Annotated in this window: 15 protein-coding genes; 10 read left to right on the top strand and 5 right to left on the bottom strand. The window is 67.6% G+C overall.

Translation table 11 applies throughout. The features are described 5' to 3' along the window. Positions 1–39: 39 nt before the first annotated feature. Positions 40–1,353 (bottom strand): MFS transporter, encoded by a 1,314-nt coding sequence (locus HTY53_RS08940; protein WP_174106145.1) that lies wholly within the window; start codon positions 1,351–1,353, stop codon positions 40–42. A 356-nt stretch (positions 1,354–1,709) separates the two neighbouring features. On the opposite strand from HTY53_RS08940, the gene HTY53_RS08935 reads away from it, so the two are divergent. After that, positions 1,710–5,720, top strand: coding sequence for a DUF748 domain-containing protein (locus HTY53_RS08935; protein ID WP_174106144.1), 4,011 nt, complete (start codon positions 1,710–1,712; stop codon positions 5,718–5,720). Here HTY53_RS08935 and HTY53_RS08930 read toward each other — a convergent pair. Continuing rightward, positions 5,704–6,984, bottom strand: coding sequence for a cytochrome P450 (locus HTY53_RS08930; RefSeq protein WP_174106143.1), 1,281 nt, complete (start codon positions 6,982–6,984; stop codon positions 5,704–5,706). The genes HTY53_RS08935 and HTY53_RS08930 overlap by 17 nt on opposite strands. A 179-nt stretch (positions 6,985–7,163) precedes the next feature. Here HTY53_RS08930 and HTY53_RS08925 point away from each other — a divergent pair, with 179 nt between their 5' ends. Beyond that, positions 7,164–7,349 carry a rubredoxin gene (locus HTY53_RS08925; RefSeq protein WP_174106142.1) on the top strand — a complete coding sequence of 62 codons (186 nt, stop codon included), beginning with the start codon at positions 7,164–7,166 and terminating at the stop codon, positions 7,347–7,349. Between the two features lie 58 nt (positions 7,350–7,407). Here the strand turns inward: HTY53_RS08925 and HTY53_RS08920 are convergent, their stop codons facing one another. Both HTY53_RS08920 and HTY53_RS08915 read right to left on the bottom strand, forming a co-directional pair. Next, the gene (locus tag HTY53_RS08920) at positions 7,408–7,596 is read right to left on the bottom strand and encodes a hypothetical protein (RefSeq protein WP_174106141.1); all 189 of its coding nucleotides are present in this window, start codon (positions 7,594–7,596) and stop codon (positions 7,408–7,410) included. An 87-nt stretch (positions 7,597–7,683) separates the two neighbouring features. Beyond that, complete coding sequence (locus HTY53_RS08915) at positions 7,684–7,866, bottom strand: hypothetical protein (RefSeq protein WP_006578697.1); 183 nt, start codon at positions 7,864–7,866, stop codon at positions 7,684–7,686. Positions 7,867–8,061: 195 nt separating this feature from the next. Between HTY53_RS08915 and HTY53_RS08910 the strand changes: the two genes are divergently transcribed. The 6 genes from HTY53_RS08910 (at position 8,062) to HTY53_RS08885 (ending at position 13,667) form a co-directional block, all read left to right on the top strand. Continuing rightward, positions 8,062–8,565, top strand: coding sequence for a hypothetical protein (locus HTY53_RS08910; RefSeq protein ID WP_174106140.1), 504 nt, complete (start codon positions 8,062–8,064; stop codon positions 8,563–8,565). Between the two features lie 207 nt (positions 8,566–8,772). Continuing rightward, entirely contained in the window at positions 8,773–9,945 is a 1,173-nt protein-coding gene (locus HTY53_RS08905) for a cytochrome c oxidase subunit II (RefSeq protein ID WP_174106139.1), read from the top strand. A 160-nt stretch (positions 9,946–10,105) separates the two neighbouring features. Beyond that, positions 10,106–11,863, top strand: a complete 1,758-nt coding sequence (gene ctaD / locus HTY53_RS08900) for a cytochrome c oxidase subunit I (RefSeq protein ID WP_174106138.1) — start codon at positions 10,106–10,108, stop codon at positions 11,861–11,863. Continuing rightward, on the top strand, positions 11,860–12,513 hold the full coding sequence (locus HTY53_RS08895) for a cytochrome c oxidase subunit 3 (RefSeq protein ID WP_174106137.1): 654 nt from the start codon (positions 11,860–11,862) through the stop codon (positions 12,511–12,513). The genes ctaD and HTY53_RS08895 overlap by 4 nt, the downstream gene beginning before the upstream one ends. Positions 12,514–12,552: 39 nt before the next feature. Next, the gene (locus HTY53_RS08890) at positions 12,553–13,278 is read left to right on the top strand and encodes a heme-copper oxidase subunit III family protein (protein WP_217435553.1); all 726 of its coding nucleotides are present in this window, start codon (positions 12,553–12,555) and stop codon (positions 13,276–13,278) included. 8 nt (positions 13,279–13,286) lie between these two features. Further along, positions 13,287–13,667, top strand: coding sequence for a cytochrome C oxidase subunit IV family protein (locus HTY53_RS08885; protein ID WP_438820938.1), 381 nt, complete (start codon positions 13,287–13,289; stop codon positions 13,665–13,667). A gap of 24 nt (positions 13,668–13,691) precedes the next feature. Here HTY53_RS08885 and HTY53_RS08880 read toward each other — a convergent pair whose 3' ends face one another. After that, complete coding sequence (locus HTY53_RS08880) at positions 13,692–15,158, bottom strand: MATE family efflux transporter (RefSeq protein WP_174106136.1); 1,467 nt, start codon at positions 15,156–15,158, stop codon at positions 13,692–13,694. Positions 15,159–15,284: 126 nt separating this feature from the next. On the opposite strand from HTY53_RS08880, the gene HTY53_RS08875 reads away from it, so the two are divergent. Beyond that, positions 15,285–16,181, top strand: coding sequence for a DMT family transporter (locus tag HTY53_RS08875; RefSeq protein ID WP_174106135.1), 897 nt, complete (start codon positions 15,285–15,287; stop codon positions 16,179–16,181). A 28-nt stretch (positions 16,182–16,209) separates the two neighbouring features. Then, a complete protein-coding gene (locus HTY53_RS08870; RefSeq protein ID WP_174106134.1) occupies positions 16,210–17,421 on the top strand; it encodes an MFS transporter in 1,212 nt (403 codons plus the stop codon). Positions 17,422–17,430: the final 9 nt, after the last annotated feature.

Below are 17,430 nucleotides of genomic sequence, written 5' to 3'. Positions count from 1 at the left end.
AAAAGGCGGGGCACAGGGCCCCACTTCCTCGCAGCCTGGTTACAGTTTCGTGGACTTGCGCGCGAACAGCGCGGTCACCATGCCCAGCGCGCACAGCGCGACGACATAGTGGGCCGGAGCCAGCGGATCGTTCTTGAGCATCAGCGTCACCGCCATCGGCGTCAGCCCGCCGAAGATCGCATACGACAGGTTGTACGAGAACGACAGGCCCGAGAAGCGGACATGCGCCGGGAAGGCGTTGACCAGCACGAACGGCACCGCGCCGATGGTCCCCACCGCGAAGCCGGCCAGCGCATAGAGCGGCAGCAGCAGGTCGGGGCGGTGATGGATCACCGTGTAGAACAGGTAGCTGCTGACGGCCAGGAACAGGCCGCCGAAGAACAGCGTGCGGCGGGCGCCGATGCGGTCGGCCAGCGCGCCGGCCACCACGCAGCCGATCGACAGGCACAGCGTCGCCACGCTGTTGGCAACCAGCGCCGTGCGCGCGTCGAAGCCGTAGAGCTTCTGCAGGAAGGTCGGCGTCATCAGGATCACGACCACGATGCCGGCCGACAGCATCCACGTCAGCAGCATCGACACCGCCACCGCGCCGCGGTGATCGCGCACCACCGCCTTCAGCGGCATTTCCGCGGCCAGCGCCTTCTTGCGCTGCAGTTCGGCAAACACCGGCGTTTCATGCAGCCAGCGGCGCAGATACATCGACGCGATGCCGAACACGCCGCCGAGCAGGAACGGCACGCGCCAGCCCCAGTCGGTCAGCTGCTCCGGCGTGAAGATCGTATTGATGCCGGTCGCGACCAGCGAGCCCAGCAGGATGCCGGCGGTCAGGCCGGCCGTCAGCGTGCCGCAGGCATAGCCGACGTGGCGGCTGGGCACGTGTTCCGAGACGAAGACCCAGGCGCCCGGCACCTCGCCGCCGACCGCCGCGCCCTGCAGCACGCGCAGCAGCAGCAGCGCGACCGGCGCCAGCAGGCCGATCGCATGGTACGTCGGCAGCAGGCCCATCAGCAGCGTGGGCACCGACATCAACAGGATCGACAGCGTGAACATCTTCTTGCGCCCGAGCAGGTCGCCGAAGTGCGCCATGATGATGCCGCCCAGCGGACGGGCCAGATAGCCGGCCGCGAAGATGCCGAAGGTCTGCAGCTGGCGCAGCCAGTCCGGAATCGAGGGCGGGAAGAACAGCTGCCCGATCACGGTGGCGAAGAAGACGAAGATGATGAAGTCGTAGAACTCGAGGGCGCCGCCGAGGGCGGCGAGGGACAGGGTCTTGTAATCCTGGCCGGTCAGCGGGCGCGCGGCGCGCTCGAGCGACGCGCCGCCGGCGCCAACAGTACTGCTGGTGGTGGACATTGAGGAAACTCGCATGGAAGAGATCGCATGCGAAGCGCGCTAACACGGGTAAGTGTGAGGGTACGGCCGGCGGGTACAGCGCGGGAGAGAGGCAGAGCCAGAGGCGGGTGAGCCTCGGGCATGCGACGGAACGCTTCGCAAAGGCGAAACGATACCAGATCGGACAGGCCCCCGCCGACGCGCCGGTCGCAATAATCCCCCGCGCACTGTCATGAAGCATTACCATAATGCCCAAAAAAGTGGGATCCAGAGCACAACTGGACCCAGGACGTGCATCGGGAGGGCGAAGCCGCGATGACGGCAAGGCGAAACCGCCGGGCGCGTGCGGCTTTGGGGGTCAATTTCTTCGGGACGACATGGCATTCAAGATTTCGATGCAGGCCGCCACCGCGACGCCGCGCCGGCGTACGGGCCTGCGCGTGGCGGGCGGCATTGCGGCGGCAGTGGCGATTTTCGGTCTGGCCGGGTACTTTGGCGGACCGCCGCTGATCCGCTCGCTGGCGGCGAGCCAGGCCAGCGAGGCGCTGGGGCGCAAGGTGACGATCGGCGCCGCGCAGGTGCGGCCGTTTTCGCTGGCCGCGACAGTCGGCGATATCACGATCTTCGAGCCGGACGGCACCACGCCGATGCTGACGCTGGGTTCGGCCGATATCGACGCGTCGATCGCGTCGCTGTGGCGGCTCGCCCCGGTGGTCGACGCCGTGCATATCGATCGGCTCGCCGTGCACGTGGTGCGCGAAGCCGATGGCCGGCTGAGCTTCGACGATATTCGCGACCGGCTGGCCGCCAGGCCCAAGAGCCCGGACGACGGCGAACCGGCCCGCTTCTCGATCAACAACATCGCGCTGACCGGCAGCTCGCTGCGGTTCGAAGACAAGATGCTCGGCGAGACCCAGAAGGTCGACCATCTGACCGTCACGCTGCCGTTCCTGTCCAATCTGCCGCACGACGTCAATATCGTCACGCAGCCGAGCATCAGCGCCCATATCAACGGCTCGCCGCTGGCAGTCAGCGGCACCATGCTGCCGTTTGCCGATGCGCGCGAAGCGAAGCTGAACCTCGATCTGGATGGGCTGGATCTGGTGCGTTTCATGCCGTTCGCGCCGCGGCTGACCGATGCCGAAGTCAAGGCAGGCAAGCTCGATACGCGGCTGGTGGTGAGCTTTCGCCAGCAGCAGGACCAGCAGCAGATCGAGGTGTCCGGCACCGCGTCTCTGCGCGAGGCCGATATCCGCAAGCGCGATGGCACGCCGCTGCTGCAGGCCGGCAAGCTGACGGTCGATATCGCGCGGCTGGCGCCGGCCGACAGTCTGATCCATCTGCGCGGCGTGACGCTGGACGGTCTGGACGCGCGTGCGCTGCGGCGCGCCGATGGCACGCTGGATCTGGCCACGGCTTTCCTGCCGCGGGCAACGCCAGCGGCAACGGCAGCGGCGAAACCGGCCGCCCCGGCGGCAGCCGCATCGGCCCCGGCAGCCGCGTCGGCCGCGGCAACCGCATCCGCTACCCCATCCGCTTCGGTCCCGCTGGCTTCCGCCTCCGCACCGGCCGCCTCGGCCCCGGTTGCAGCACAGGCGGCACAGCGCCCCAGCGACGCCAGGCCGTGGCGCTACACCATCGACCGCATCGCGTTGAAGCAGGCCCGCGTGACGCTGCGCGACGAGGCGGCCTTCTCGGGCCCCGGCACGCTGGCGCTCGGGCCGATCGACGTACAGGTCGATGGCTTGTCCGGCGACAGCGACAAGCCGGCCAGGCTCGACGCCACGCTGGCGGTTGCCGACGGGCAAACCATCGCGCATCAGGGCGCGCTGTCGCTGCGTGACGGCACGCTGGCCGGCACGCTGCGAACCAACGGCCTGCAGCCGCAGACCTTCGCCGCCTGGTTCCCGGCCGAACTGCGGGTCCAGTTGGGACAATCCGCGCTCGACGCCGAGCTGAACTACCGGATGTCGTGGGCGGCCCCCGTGTTTGCGCTGTCGCTGGAGAATTCGCGCGTGACCATGAGCGGCGTCCATGTGGCCTTGCGCGACCCCGCCACGACGCCGCGCGTTGCCGCCGCACCGTCCGACGAGGCCGGCGCCAGGCGTCGCGAGCAACGCGCCCGCCAGCGCGGCGATCTGGTCGGCGACAAGCTGCCCCTGCTGACCGCAGACAAGCTGACGCTCGACGGCTTGAGCTTCGATCTGGCCGCGCAGTCGCTGAAGGTGGGGCAGGTCGGCATCGCCAACCCGCAAATTGCCGCGGTGCGCGACCATCGCGGCGAACTGGTCGAGACCTCGCGCATCTGGGTGGCGCAGTCGCGCGCCGCCAGCGCGAAACGCGCGCAGCCCGCGCCGCGCACCAACGCTGGGGCAGCGGCCCCCGCCAAGCCCTGGCAGGTCGAGGTCGGCAGTGTTGCGATCGACGGCGGCAAGCTGCGGCTGACCGACTATCAGCCGGCGGGGGCCAACGGCAACCGCCCGGTGGTGCACCAGCTGCGCGGCATCGACGTCAAGACCGGCGCCGTGCGCTGGCCGCTCGCCGCCGCGCCGATTGCGCTGAAGGTCAAGGCCGAATCCGGCCGTCGCGGCGTGCTGACGCTGGACGGCGCCGTGCAGCCGACGCTGCCGGCGCTGCAGATGCGCGTCGACGCGAAGCAGCTGGATCTGACGCCGTTCCAGCCTTATCTCGCCGATCGCTTCAACGCCGCGCTGCGCGCGGGCAACGCCACCGTCAACGGCAAGCTCGCCGTCTCGGTGCCGAGCGGCAAGCCGGTGGCGGCGACCTTCGCCGGCACCGCGCAGCTGAGCAATGTGCGCACCGTCGATCGCCTGAACGGCGAGGACTTCATCCGCTGGCGCTCGCTGGGGCTCAGCGGCATCGACTTCCACATGGACGACAGCAAGGGGCCGTTGCGGCTGGCGCTGGGCCAGATCGCGCTGAACGACTTCTATGCACGCGTGATCCTGAACGCGAACGGCCGGCTGAATCTGCAGGACGTGGTTTCCGGCGGCGCGCAGCAGGGCCAGCCTGCACCGACCACCAGCCTGACGCAGGCCAATGCCGCGCCGGCACCGGCCAGCGGCCCTGCCGCGCAGTCCGCTCCGGCGACGGTCGCCAGCGCCTCGGCGCCGGCGGCGGCTTCGGCCAAGGGCACCGCGGCCGGTCCGCAGATCCGCATCGGCGGCGTCAAGATCGACAAGGGCAACATCAACTTCTCCGACTTCTTCGTCAAGCCGAACTACACGGCCAACCTGACCGGCATGCACGGCGCGATCTCGAAGGTGTCGACCGGCGATCCGACGCCGGCGGACCTGGTGCTCGAGGGCCGGCTCGACGACGATGCGCCGGTGACGATCAGCGGCAAGCTCAACCCGCTCGGCGAGCAGCTCTATCTCGATATCGCGGCCAAGGCTGCGGGCGTCGAGCTGACGCGGCTGACACCCTATGCGACCAAGTACGCGGGCTATCCGATCACCAAGGGCAAGATGACGGTCGACGTCGCCTACAAGATCGAGAACGGCCATCTGAACGCCAGCAACCATCTGTTCCTGGATCAGCTGACCTTCGGCGACAAGGTCGACAGCCCCACCGCGACCAAGCTGCCGGTGCTGCTTGCGGTCTCGCTGCTGAAGGACCGCAATGGCGTGATCGATGTCAACCTGCCGGTATCGGGCTCGCTGTCGGACCCCGAATTCAGCATCGGCGGCGTGATCATGCGCGTGATCGTCAATCTGCTGACCAAGGCCATCACCTCGCCGTTCTCGCTGATCGCCTCGGCCTTCGGCGGGGGCGACGAACTGGGCTACGTCGAGTTCGCGCCGGGTTCGGCCAATCTGACCGAGGCAGGGCGCAAGAAGGTCGAGACGCTGGGCAAGGCGCTGAACGATCGGCCGGGGCTGCGGCTCGAGATCACCGGCCGCATCGATCCGGCCACCGACGCCGCGGGCGCGCGCCGGGCCTGGCTGGACGAGCTGGTGGCAGAGCAGAAGGTGCGCGAACTGCGGCAATCGGCGCGCGAGCAGCGTGCGGCCGACGACGAGGACGACGAGCAGGGCGCCAAGGTGACGGTCAGCCCGCAGGAGTATCCGAAGTACCTCGAGGCGGTCTACAAGCGCTCGTCGATCAAGAAGCCGCGCAATCTGATCGGCATGGCGAAGTCGCTGCCCACCGCCGAGATGGAGGCGCTGCTGCTGCAGAACGCGCCTGTCACCGAGGGCGGCTTGCGGCAACTGGCCGAGCGTCGCGCGCTGACGGTCAAGCAGGCGCTCGAACGCGAGGGCAAGGTGCCCGAAGCGCGCCTGTTCCTGACGGCGCCGAAGCTCGATACCGAGGGCATCAAGGACAAGGGCTCGCCGAACCGCGTCGACTTCACGATCCGGCAGTAGCAGCGCCGGATCGCCGGTGCACCAGCCGCACGTCGCGAATCACCATGCGGTCGCGCGGCAGGGCCGGCAGGCGGGCGAAGTCCAGCGTCAGGTCCTGCTGCGGCACCGTGTAGCGCAGCCCGCGCAGCAGGAACTGCACCGCCTGCTTCATCAGTGCCACGGTAATGCCCTCGCCGGGACAGCGATGATGGTCGGCTGCCTGCGCGCCGCCCTGCGGAATGAAGTCGAACGGCGTCGGCGCACGGGCGAGGAAGCGCTCCGGTGCGAAGGATTCGGGGTCGTCCCAGCTGCGCGGATCGCGGTTGGTGCCGTACAGGTCCAGCATCACGCGCCGGCCGCGGGGAAAGCGATAGCCCTTCCATTCGAAGTCTTCGCGCACCCGCGCCACCACCGCCGGGAAGAACGGATACCAGCGGCGCACCTCCTGCACGAAGGCGTCGAGATAGGCCGGATCGCCTTGCTGCAGGCGCTCGCGGCATTGCGGATGCAGGTGCAGGGCGTGCGCGACGAACACGATGAAGACGGACACCGCCACGGTCGGGCGCAGCAGGTTCGCCAGTTCCACGGCGGCGATGCGCGGCGGCATCAGCTGGCCGTCCGCATCGTGGTGCCAGGCCACGGTGTGCATCGGCGTGTGTTCGAGAATCTCGATCTGGCCTGCCCGGGCCTGGTCGATCAGCCGCGACAGCCACGCCTCGACGCGGTCGCGCGCGCGCCGGGAGCGGAAATGCCCCAGCCCGGGTGCCGCGGCCTGATCGAACAACGCGGTCAACTGCTGGCAGCGGGGCGCGACCTCATGTTCGCGCAACGGCACGCTGGCCCAGCTGCATACCGCGCGGGTCAGCAGCGGATGCAGTGCGTCGTAGAGCGCGATCGGCTGGCCATCGGACCAGGCCCGGGCGGACAACAGCCATTGCTGCGCGACTGCGTCGCACAACGGCGCGATGCGCTCGGGCGCCGTCGCGTGCATGAACAGGGCCTTGCGCATCCGGTGCGCGTCGCCGTCGAGTGTCTGCACGCCGCCCTTGCCGAACAGCGTCGCGCGCAGCGGCTCGGGCGCGGCACCGCCACGCTGGAACCGGCGCGGGTCGTAGAACAGCGCGGCCGCCTCGGGTCCGGTCATGCACAGGGTCCGACGCAGCAGCAGGCGGGTTTCGAAGACATCGGTTTGCAGGGCGCGGCAACGTTTGGCGATGAAGCGATAGGGGTCGGCAAGCAAGGCCAGGCTATGGTCCCCGGGCGCGTCGCGTGGAATGGCGGGCATCGGCGGTGCTCGGATCGGAAGCGTAGTCGCCGATCCGCTGCAACCTGCATGCCAGCGGGCCGCGCCGGCCCACGCGGTCAGGCGAAGCCGCGTTCGCCCCGCCTCCGTGCGAGACCGCCTTCGTGGCGCCGCAGCGAAAACGCGTATGATTCGCTCCGGATTGAATAAAGGAGTTTGTTTTGCAGCAGGAAGCCGTCGCCTACAAGACCTGGGTGTGTCTGATTTGCGGTTGGGTCTATGACGAGGAGCAGGGCTGGCCGGAAGACGGCATCGCGCCCGGCACGCGCTGGGAAGACATTCCCGAGGATTGGCGCTGCCCGGAATGCGATGTGGCGAAGGCCGACTTCGCGATGATCGAGATCTGACGCGGCGCGTCGGCGACCGACGCGCGCGGTACTCGATAACGCGCCGCAAGGCGCTTTGCTAGCCGTGGTGCAGCTGCCCGTGCGGCCGGTTTTGCGCCCGGTTGTGCGGGGTCGGCATGGCGCGCTGCCGCATCTGCCGGCAGCGGCGCCAGCGCATCCGCGCGGGCCGCATGCTGCGCCACAGCGCGCGTCCGACCGTCACGCCCAGCGCCGCAGCGAGCAGGATGGCGATCCAGAACAGGGACATGTCAGCCTCCCCGCCGGTCGCGATGCATCGCACCGGCAAGTACCGAGTCGGCTGCGGACCGGCTCGGGCTCGTGTCCAGCTGGTCCGCTAGATCAGCAGCGGGATTGCCTCGAGTACGGCCAGGCCCAGCAGCGCGCCGGCGATCGCGCCGAGCGTGCGGCAACTGATCTGCAGTGGCCGCGCTGCAACGGGCACCATGCCCATCACGATAATTCCAACCAGCGCCATCGGAATCAGGAACACGAGGTCGTGCATGTCCAGGGTCGGCATGGCGGTCTCCTTTCCTCTCTCTCTCTGTGGGTAATGCTGTTATGCCTGCAGTATAGGCAGCGGGGCGCACTATCCAAGCCCTTTGCCGCTCGGGGTTGACCCGAGGGCTGCGCGCCTTCGCGCCGATCGCCGTCGCGTGTCCTATGCTGTCCAAATGAACGGGACTCGGTCTCGTCACAGCATACGGAGGTGGCAATGGAACTTCACATGCATTCGCACCACTACGTGCGCCGCGTGCCTGACTGGAGCGCGGCCGCGGTATCCGGCCTGGCTGCCGGCGCATTGCTGCTGGTGCTCGAGCTGTTCTGGTCGACCATGGTCGCGGGCACCAATCCGTGGCCTACCACGCGCATGATCGCGGCCATCGTCATGGGGCCCGACGTGCTGCAAAGCGGCATGTTCAGCCTGGCCACGGTTACCGCCGCACTGGTGATCCACTTCGTGCTGGGCGCCGTGCTCGGCATGATCCTGGCAGCGATCATGGCACCGTTCCAGCTCGATTCCAGCCTCGGCATGGCGCTGCTGGTGGGCGCGGTGTTCGGCCTGGTGATCTACCTGATCAACTTCTATGGCATGACGCGCTTCTTCCCGTGGTTTGCCGATGCGCGCGGCTGGCACACGTTGTTCGGCAACATCGTGTTCGGCATGTGCGCGGCAGCTGCGTACTGGAAGCTGGAGAGCAAGGACGTCACGCACTGAGGCGCGACGGCGAACGCACGGCGGTCGGGGCTCGGCTCCGCCCGCCTTTTTTTCATGCGCTCCGCCATGCGCGGTCATGCGCTTGTGCGTCGCGTCACGGGCGGCTCGGACCATCGCCTTGAATCGACCTGATCGGATGCACTAGTCTTATCCTACCTGCGTGACTTGGGCAGCCCTCGTGCCGGCGGCACACAAGGAGGGGTCGATATGGCGCTCGCCATCGCACTCGTGGTCATGGTTGTCGCTTCGGTGCTCTTCCACTTCCTGAGCCCGTGGTGGGCGACGCCGCTCGCGTCCAACTGGAAACAGATGGACGACACGCTGACCATCACGATCGTCATCACCGGCGCCTTCTTCATCGGCATCAATCTGTTCATCGGCTACATGCTATGGCGCTATCGCCATCGCGACGGCAGCCGCGCGGCCTACGAGCCGGTCAATCACAAGCTCGAACTCTGGCTGATCGGCGGCACCACGCTGGGCATCATGGCGCTGCTGGCGCCGGGCCTGTTCGTCTACGCCGACTACGTGCGTCCGCCACGCGACGCAATGCTGGTCGAAGTGGTGGGACAGCAGTGGTCCTGGGGCTTCCGGTTTCCCGGGCCGGACACGCAATTCGGCACCAGCGATCCGCGCTTCGTCGGCCCCGGCAATCCCCTCGGACTCAATCCCGACGATCCCAACGGACAGGACGACATCGTCGTCGCCGGCCCCGAACTGCATCTGCCGCTGGGCCGGCCCGTCAAGATCCTGGCACGCTCCAAGGACGTGCTGCACGACTTCTACGTGCCGGAATTCCGCGCCCGCATGAACATGGTGCCCGGCATGGTCACCTCGTTCTGGCTCACGCCGACGCGCGCCGGCACCTTCGACGTGCTGTGCGCGCAGCTGTGCGGCGTGGGCCATCACAACATGCGCGGCAAGGTGGTGGTGGACGAGCCCGCCGCCTTTACCGCCTGGCTGCAGAAGCAGCAGACTTTCGTCGCGATGCGCGCCGGACAGCCCGCCGCCGCAGCCACGGTACCGGCCCAGCCGCTCGGCACACGCGGCCCCGGACCCGCAGCGGCCGATCTCGCCGAACAGGGCCGGGCGCTGGCGCAGAGCAAGGGCTGCATCGCCTGCCACAGCGTGGACGGCTCGCCCAGCGTCGGCCCGACCTGGAAGGGCCTGTACGGACATACGTCGACCTTCGCGGACGGCAGCAGCGCCAAGGTCGACGACGACTATCTGCGAACCGAGATCCGCGAACCGCAGCAGCGCGTGGTCAAGGGCTTCGCGCCGATCATGCCGAAGATGCCGCTCACCGACGACGAGGTCAATGCGCTGATTGCCTTCATTCGCGCCAATGCCGGGCCCCCGCGCGAGGCGGCGGGCAAGTAGCGCAACCACAGCGCAACGACAGCACGACCGCAGCGCGACTGCAGCGCGACGGCAGCGCAACCTCGGCGCGCCGCAGGGCAAACGAGTACAGAGGGCAGCGACGCGTCCGGAGCCGGACGCGGCCTGCCACGACAGGTCACCGACCGCAGGAGAGATCACCATGGCCTACGCCGACGATGCCGTCCACCACGGGCCCACCAGCTTCTGGACGCGATACGTTTGGAGCCAGGACCACAAGGTGATTGCGGTGCAGTACACGATCGTCGCCATCGTGGTGGGGCTGGTCGGCGTCGTGCTGTCGAACCTGATGCGGATGCAGCTGGGCTTCCCCGGCCGCTTCGAATTCATCGACGCCAACGCCTATTACCAGTACGTCACCATGCACGGCATGATCATGGTGATCTATCTGCTGACCGCACTGTTTCTGGGCGGCTTCGGCAATTACCTGATCCCGCTGATGGTCGGCGCGCGCGACATGGTATTCCCCTTCCTCAACATGCTGAGCTTCTGGGTCTACCTGCTGTCGGTGATCGTGCTGCTGGCCAGCTTCTTCGTGCCGGGCGGACCGACCGGCGCCGGCTGGACGCTGTATCCGCCGCAGGCGATCCTGCCCGGCACGCCCGGCTACGACTGGGGCATCATCCTGATGCTGGTGTCGCTGCTGATCTTCATCGTCGCGGCGACCATGGGCGGGCTGAACTACGTCACGACGGTGCTGCAGGCGCGCACCGAAGGCATGACGCTGATGCGGATGCCGCTGGCGGTCTGGGGCATCTTCATGGCCACCATCCTCGCGCTGCTGGCCTTTCCGGCGCTGTTCGTCTCCGGTGTGATGATGCTGCTCGACAAGACCATCGGCACCAGCTTCTTCATGCCGTCGATGGTGTCGATGGGGCAGCAGCTCGACTACAAGGGCGGCAGTCCGCTGCTGTTCCAGCACCTGTTCTGGTTCTTCGGCCATCCCGAGGTCTATATCGTCGCGCTGCCGGCATTCGGCATCGTCTCGGACCTGATCAGCGTCCACGCGCGCAAAAGCATCTTCGGCTATCGGACCATGGTGTGGGCGATCCTGGCGATCGGCGTGCTGTCGGTGGTGGTATGGGCCCACCATATGTTCGTCAGCGGCATGAATCCGTACTTCGGCTTCTTCTTCGCCACCACCACGCTGATCATCGCGATTCCGACCGCAATCAAGGTCTACAACTGGGTGCTGACGCTGTGGCGCGGCGATATCCACTTCTCGGTGCCGATGCTGTTTGCGATCGGCTTCATCAGCACCTTCCTGATCGGCGGGCTGACGGGACTCTTTCTCGGCAACGTCAGCGTCGACATCCCGCTGTCGAACACGTACTTCGTGGTCGCGCACTTCCATATGGTGATGGGCGTGTCGCCGATCCTGGTGGTATTCGGCGGCCTTTACCACTGGTATCCGAAGGTCACCGGGCGCATGCTGAACGACACGCTGGGGCGTTTGCACTTCTGGGTGACTTTCGTCGGCACCTACGCGATCTTCTTCCCGATGCACTATCTCGGCATCCTGGGCATGCCGCGCCGCTACTACGCCTTCGAGAACTACGCGTTCATCCCGGAATCGGCACATGTGCTGAACGCCTATATCTCGGTGGCGGCCTTCGTGGTCGCCGCCGCGCAGCTGCTGTTCGTATTCAATCTGATCTGGAGCGCGCGCCGCGGCGAGCCGGCCGGCGCCAACCCGTGGCGCGCCGCTTCGCTCGAATGGCAGACGCCCCATACGCCGCCGGAACACGGCAACTGGGGCCCGCATCTGCCGGTGGTGTATCGCTGGGCCTACGCCTATAGCGTGCCCGGTGCGCGCGCGGACTTCATCGCGCAGAACGCGCCGCCCGAAGCGGGCGGCGCCGAACCCGAACCGCAAGCGAGCCAGGGAGCTGTCGCATGAATACCGGAGCACTGTACCGAGTCACGCGCGGCGACGACGGTCCGGCCCCGCGCGGCGGCGACGCGATGCGTCAGCGCGCTTCCGGCTCGACGCCGGCCAGCGTCGCGCTGTGGGTCTTCATGGGCGTGGTCACGTCGCTGTTCTCGCTGTTCATCGTCGCCTTCGGGCTGCGCATGGACTCGATCGACTGGCATCGGATCGCGCTGCCGTGGCAGGTGTGGCTGTCCACCGGGTTGCTGATCGCGGGCAGCGTGGCGATGTGGCTTGCGTCGCGTGCCGCGCAGGCCGGTGAGCCGGCGCAGGCCAGGCGGGCGCTGGCGTTGGGCGGCATCGGCGCGCTCGGCTTCGTCGCCAGCCAGCTGTGGGCCTGGCAGGCGCTGGGCGCGGCCGACATCCTGCCGGCCAATAATCCGGCCGGCAGCTTCTTCTACATGCTGACCGGGATGCACGGCCTGCACATGGTCGGCGGCCTGGTGGCATGGTTCGCCGCCCGGCAAGGCATCCGCGCTACCGCGCGGCCCGGTGCCGCCTTGCGCGTGCGGCTGCTGGCGCGCTACTGGCACTTCATGCTGGCGGTATGGCTGGTCCTGCTGGCCGCGCTCGGCTGGCTGACTCCGGAAATCGTGCGCTACATCTGCGGCACCGACTGACCGCGAGATCCGCGCGGGCAGGCAAGCGAAGGAGGCAATATGGCGACCCAACTGCATCCCGGCGATGGCGTGGCCGATTCCGTGGCACATGCTGCGGCGCACACCGCGGCCCCCGTGCACGGCGGCTGGCGCGGCATGCTGGCCGACTGGGGTTCGGACCGGCATGCCTTCCAGGTGTCGTGGGGCAAGGCCATGATGTGGATCTTCCTGTTGTCCGACACCTTCGTCTTCAGCTGCTTCCTGATCAGCTACATGACGGTGCGAATGACAACCACGGTGCCGTGGCCTAATCCCAGCGAGGTGTTCGCCCTGACCATCGCCGGCGAATCGATCCCGCTGATCCTGATCGCGATCATGACCTTCGTGCTGATCACCAGCAGCGGCACCATGGCGATGGCCGTCAACTTCGCCTATCGGCGCGACCGTGCCCGCTGCGCGACGCTGATGCTCGCGACCGCGGCGCTGGGCGCGACCTTCGTCGGCATGCAGGCATTCGAATGGACCAAGCTGATCGAAGAGGGCGTGCGTCCCTGGGGCAATCCGATGGGCGCGGCGCAATTCGGCTCGTCCTTCTTCATGATCACCGGTTTCCACGGCCTGCACGTGTCGTGCGGCGTGATCTATCTGCTGGTCGTCGCGATTCGCGTGCTGCGCGGCCGCTACGAGCGCACCGGCAACTACCAGATCGTCGAGATCGCCGGCCTGTACTGGCACTTCGTCGACCTGGTGTGGGTGTTCATCTTCGCTTTCTTCTACCTCTGGTGAGGTCCGCCATGTCCGAGCCCATCCTGCACGATTCGCCGATGCCGTCGCACGGCAGCGCGCCGGCCGCCGACCAGGGGCACGGCGCCACCGGCCAGGCCCATCCGATCGGCCTTTATCTGAGGATATGGGGACTGCTGTTCGTGCTGTCGGCCATGTCGTACGCGGTCGACTACTTCCATCTCGAGGGCGCGCTGCGCTGGACGCTGATCCTGATCTTCATGATGGCCAAGGCCGGCCTGATCGTCGCCGTGTTCATGCATATGGCGTGGGAGCGGCTGGCGCTGGTCTACGCGATCCTGCTGCCGCCGCTTTGCCTGCTGGTGCTGGTGTGGTTGATGGCGGTGGAGGCGGACTACACGTATCTGTTGCGGGGAGAGTTCTTCCGCTAGCCGCGCATTGCCACACGCACCCGCTCAAACCGTTTCCGCCTCCCCCGCCGGCTTCAACGCATCCTCCGTCGGCGTCCCCATGCTGGTGTCCGGCGCCTGGCCTACCACCTCGCCTGCCGTCGGCGCGGCCGGCAGCATCTGGCTGGCGCGCCAGTTGCCGAAGCGGTAATAGGCCGCGGCCAGCGTGATCGACACTACCGAGCCCAGCGGGAAGCTCCACCACACCGCGTCCGCGCCCATCGTGCGGCCCAGCCACCAGGCGAACGGCAGGCGCACCACCCACATCGACACGAACAGCACCGCCAGCGGCGCCATGACCGCCCCCGTCGCGCGGACCGTGCCGAACAGCACGATGGTGAAGCCGAACAGGATGAACGACCACAGCACGATCGCGTTGATGTGTTGCGCGATCTCGATCGCGCCGCCGTCGTCCGGCAGGAACAGGCCCAGCGAATGCCGGTTGAACAGATAGACCAGCCCGACCAGCGCGCCGGTCATCGCCAGATTGAATGCCAGGCCCATGCCGGTGATGCGGGAAACACGATCCCAGCGGCCCGCGCCGACGTTCTGCGCGACCATCGACGAGACGCTGGCGCCGACGGCCAGCGCCGGCATCTGGACATAGGTCCATAGCTGCGAGGCCACGCCGTAGGCGGCCGCGGTCTGCGAGCCGTACTGGTTGACCAGCGCCATCATCACGATCGCGGACGAGGAGATCACCACCATCTGCAGCCCCATCGGCAACCCCTTGGCCACCAGCGAACGCAGGATGCCAAGGTCCGGCCGCAGATGGCGCAACTGGCTGCGATGCAGCGTCAGGAAATGCTTGCGGCGATAGAGCAGCCACATCATCGCGGCCAGGCTGACCAGCTGCGCGATCAGCGTCGCCAGCGCCGAGCCGGCGATGTCCATGCGCGGAATCGGCCCGAGACCGAAGATCAGCAGCGGGTTCAGCGCGATGTCGAGCACCACCGACAGCAGCATGAAATAGAACGGCGTGCGCGAGTCCCCGGCCCCGCGTAGCGTCATCATCACGAAGTTGTAGAAGTACATGAATGGCAGCGCGAGGAAGATGATCCGCAGATAGCGGATCGCCAGCGGCCGCGCATCCGGCGGCGTGCCCATCGCGCTCAGGATGTCCGGCGTGAACACGTAGCCCAGCGCCGCCGCAATGACCGACAGCAGCACGAAGAACGTGGTGCTGGTGCCGACCACGCGCCGGGCCTCATCGAGATCGCGCGCGCCGACGGCCTGCCCGATCATGATGGTGTTGGCCATGCTGATGCCGAACACCACGCCAAGCAGGAAGAACAGCACGATATTGGCGTTCGAGGTCGCGGTCAGCGCCGCCTCGCCAAGATAGTGGCCGACCCAGATCGAATTGATCGAGGCATTGAGCGATTGCAGGATGTTGCTGCCCAGCACGGGCAGCGAGAACAGGAACAGGGTGCGGCCGATGGGGCCGGTCACGAGTCTGGCGTCGGGCTTCATTGTTGTTGGTGGTGGCCGAAGGGGGCGCGGGAGCCGCGGAGCGAGTTCGTATAGTATTCCCGCTGGACCGAAACGGTAGTCGGCAAGAGACCGACATTGGCCGACCCCACTGACCCCCGCCCTCCCATGACCCAGCGCATCAGTTCGGCAAGCGCCGCCCCTGCATGGCTCAAGGCCGCGCCCGCGCTGTTCCTGCTGCTGTGGTCCAGCGGCTTCGTCTTCCTGAAGCTGGGTCTGGCCTACGCCGATCCCTTGACCTTCCTGGCGCTACGCTACGCCTGCGTGGTCGCACTGCTGATCCTGCCCTGGCTGTGGGTGCGGCCGACCTTGCCGTCGACGCCTGCGGCGTGGGGACATCTGGCGATGGTGGGCCTGCTGATGCAGGCCGGCTATTTCTCGTTCACGTATCTGAGCCTCAAATACGGGCTGTCCTCGGGTACGGTGGCCTTGATTACCTCGCAGCAGCCGATCCTCGTCGGCCTGCTCGCGCCCGCCATTGCCGGCGAACACGTCGGTAGGGTGCGCTGGATCGGCCTGCTGCTTGGAGCCGGCGGCGCCGCGATGGTGATTGTCGCCACCTCGTCGATCGATCTGTCGTCGCGGCTCGCGCTGGTGTTCGCCTTGCTGGCCTTGCTGGTGATGACAGCCGGCACGCTATGGGAAAAGCGCTTCGGCCGGGACACCCATCCGCTGACCGCCAATCTCGTGCAGTACTCCGTCGCCCTCGCTGTGACCGCACCGCTGGCGTGGTGGCTGGAGCCGATGCACGTGCAATGGACGCCGGCGTTGTTCGGCTCGCTGACCTATCTGGTGCTCGCCAATTCGATCGTCGCGATGACGCTGCTGCTCGCGATGGTCCGCCACGGCGAGGCCTCTCGCATATCGGCGCTGTTCTTTCTGGTGCCGCCGCTGACCGCGCTGATCGCCTGGGCCGTGCTCGGCGAAACCATCCCGCTGGCCGCGTGGCCGGGGATGGCGATCGCGGCGGCAGGGCTGTATCTGGTGATGCGCAGATCGGCTTAGCAACCCACTCATCCGCACGGAGGACGGTTTGTCCAACGGATCGATTCGTACCATTCTTCCGCTCGCTACCATCACCGCGGCCAGCATGCTGACCATGGATCTATACCTGCCCGCCGTGCCGACGATGCAGGCCGATCTCGGCATCACGGTGGCACAAGGGCAGCTGACCATCGCGATCTTCCTGCTTGGCCTGGCCGCTTCCCAATTGGTCTGGGGCGAGATGCTGCACCGGATCGGTCCGAGGCGGTGCGTGCAAACCGGCTTGCTGGCCCTGATCCTGACCAGCTTCGGCTGCGCGCTGGCGCCCGATCTGACGATGCTGCTGGGTCTTCGCCTGGTGCAGGGCATCGCGGCGGGGGCGGCGACGGTGGTGGTGCCGACGGTCGTGCGGGCGACGCTGCCCGAGCAGGACGGCGTGCGCGGCATCGCCGCGATCGCGATGATCGAAGCAATCGTGCCTGCGGCCGGCCCGGTGCTCGGTACCGCGCTGCTGCTGATCGCGGATTGGCGCACGACCTTCGCCATCATCGGCGTCATCGCGCTGGCGTCCGCCCCGTTCGCACTGCGAGCCACGCCCGTTGCCCTGCCGGCGGCGCAGGACGGCGGAAGGATCGGCTACCGCGCGCTGCTGCGCAACTGGCATTTCGTCGGTCTGGCGCTGGCCCATGCGTTGTCCTTCGGCGCGTTGATCGCCTTCGTCGCGAGCGCGCCGCAGGTGCTTCCGGCCTTCGCCAACACCGGCCAGAGCGGCTTTGCGCTGGCGCAGGTCTGTGGCGTGGCGGGCTTTATCGTGGCCGCCAGCCAGGCTGGCCGGATCAGCACCCGGCTGGGCCCGCGCCAGGCCATCCAGCTTGGCGCGCTGCTGCACGGGCTGCTGTGCACCGCGCTGCTGGCGGCATGGTGGGCCGACCGTCTTTCGTATCCGTGGCTGCTGGCGTTCTGGGCCGCTTTCTGCGCGGTGCTCGGCATCCGCGGTCCGACTGCGTTCAGCGAGGCGCTGTCGGTTCCGAACACCCAACTCGGACGCGCGTCGGCGCTGATGGTGCTGGCGTTGCTGGCGGCGGGCGCGTTGGCGACACAGGCCACGGCGCCGTTCCTGCCGAGCGGCCAGCTCGGCGCCGTGGCGCTGTCGATGACCCTGCTCTGTTGGGCAAGCTATGCGCTGGTCGTCCGGTATCCCGACAAGCAGACCAGCGTTCGGCCACAACACCGGACAGAACAGGAGCACGCCAATCCGTAAGGATGGCGT

It is taken from the genome of Cupriavidus gilardii, from assembly GCF_013314895.1.
In the GTDB taxonomy this organism is placed as follows: domain Bacteria; phylum Pseudomonadota; class Gammaproteobacteria; order Burkholderiales; family Burkholderiaceae; genus Cupriavidus; species Cupriavidus gilardii_C.
The sequence above is the reverse complement of the archived record's forward strand: the minus strand, read 5'-3'. Positions and strand labels throughout refer to the sequence as shown.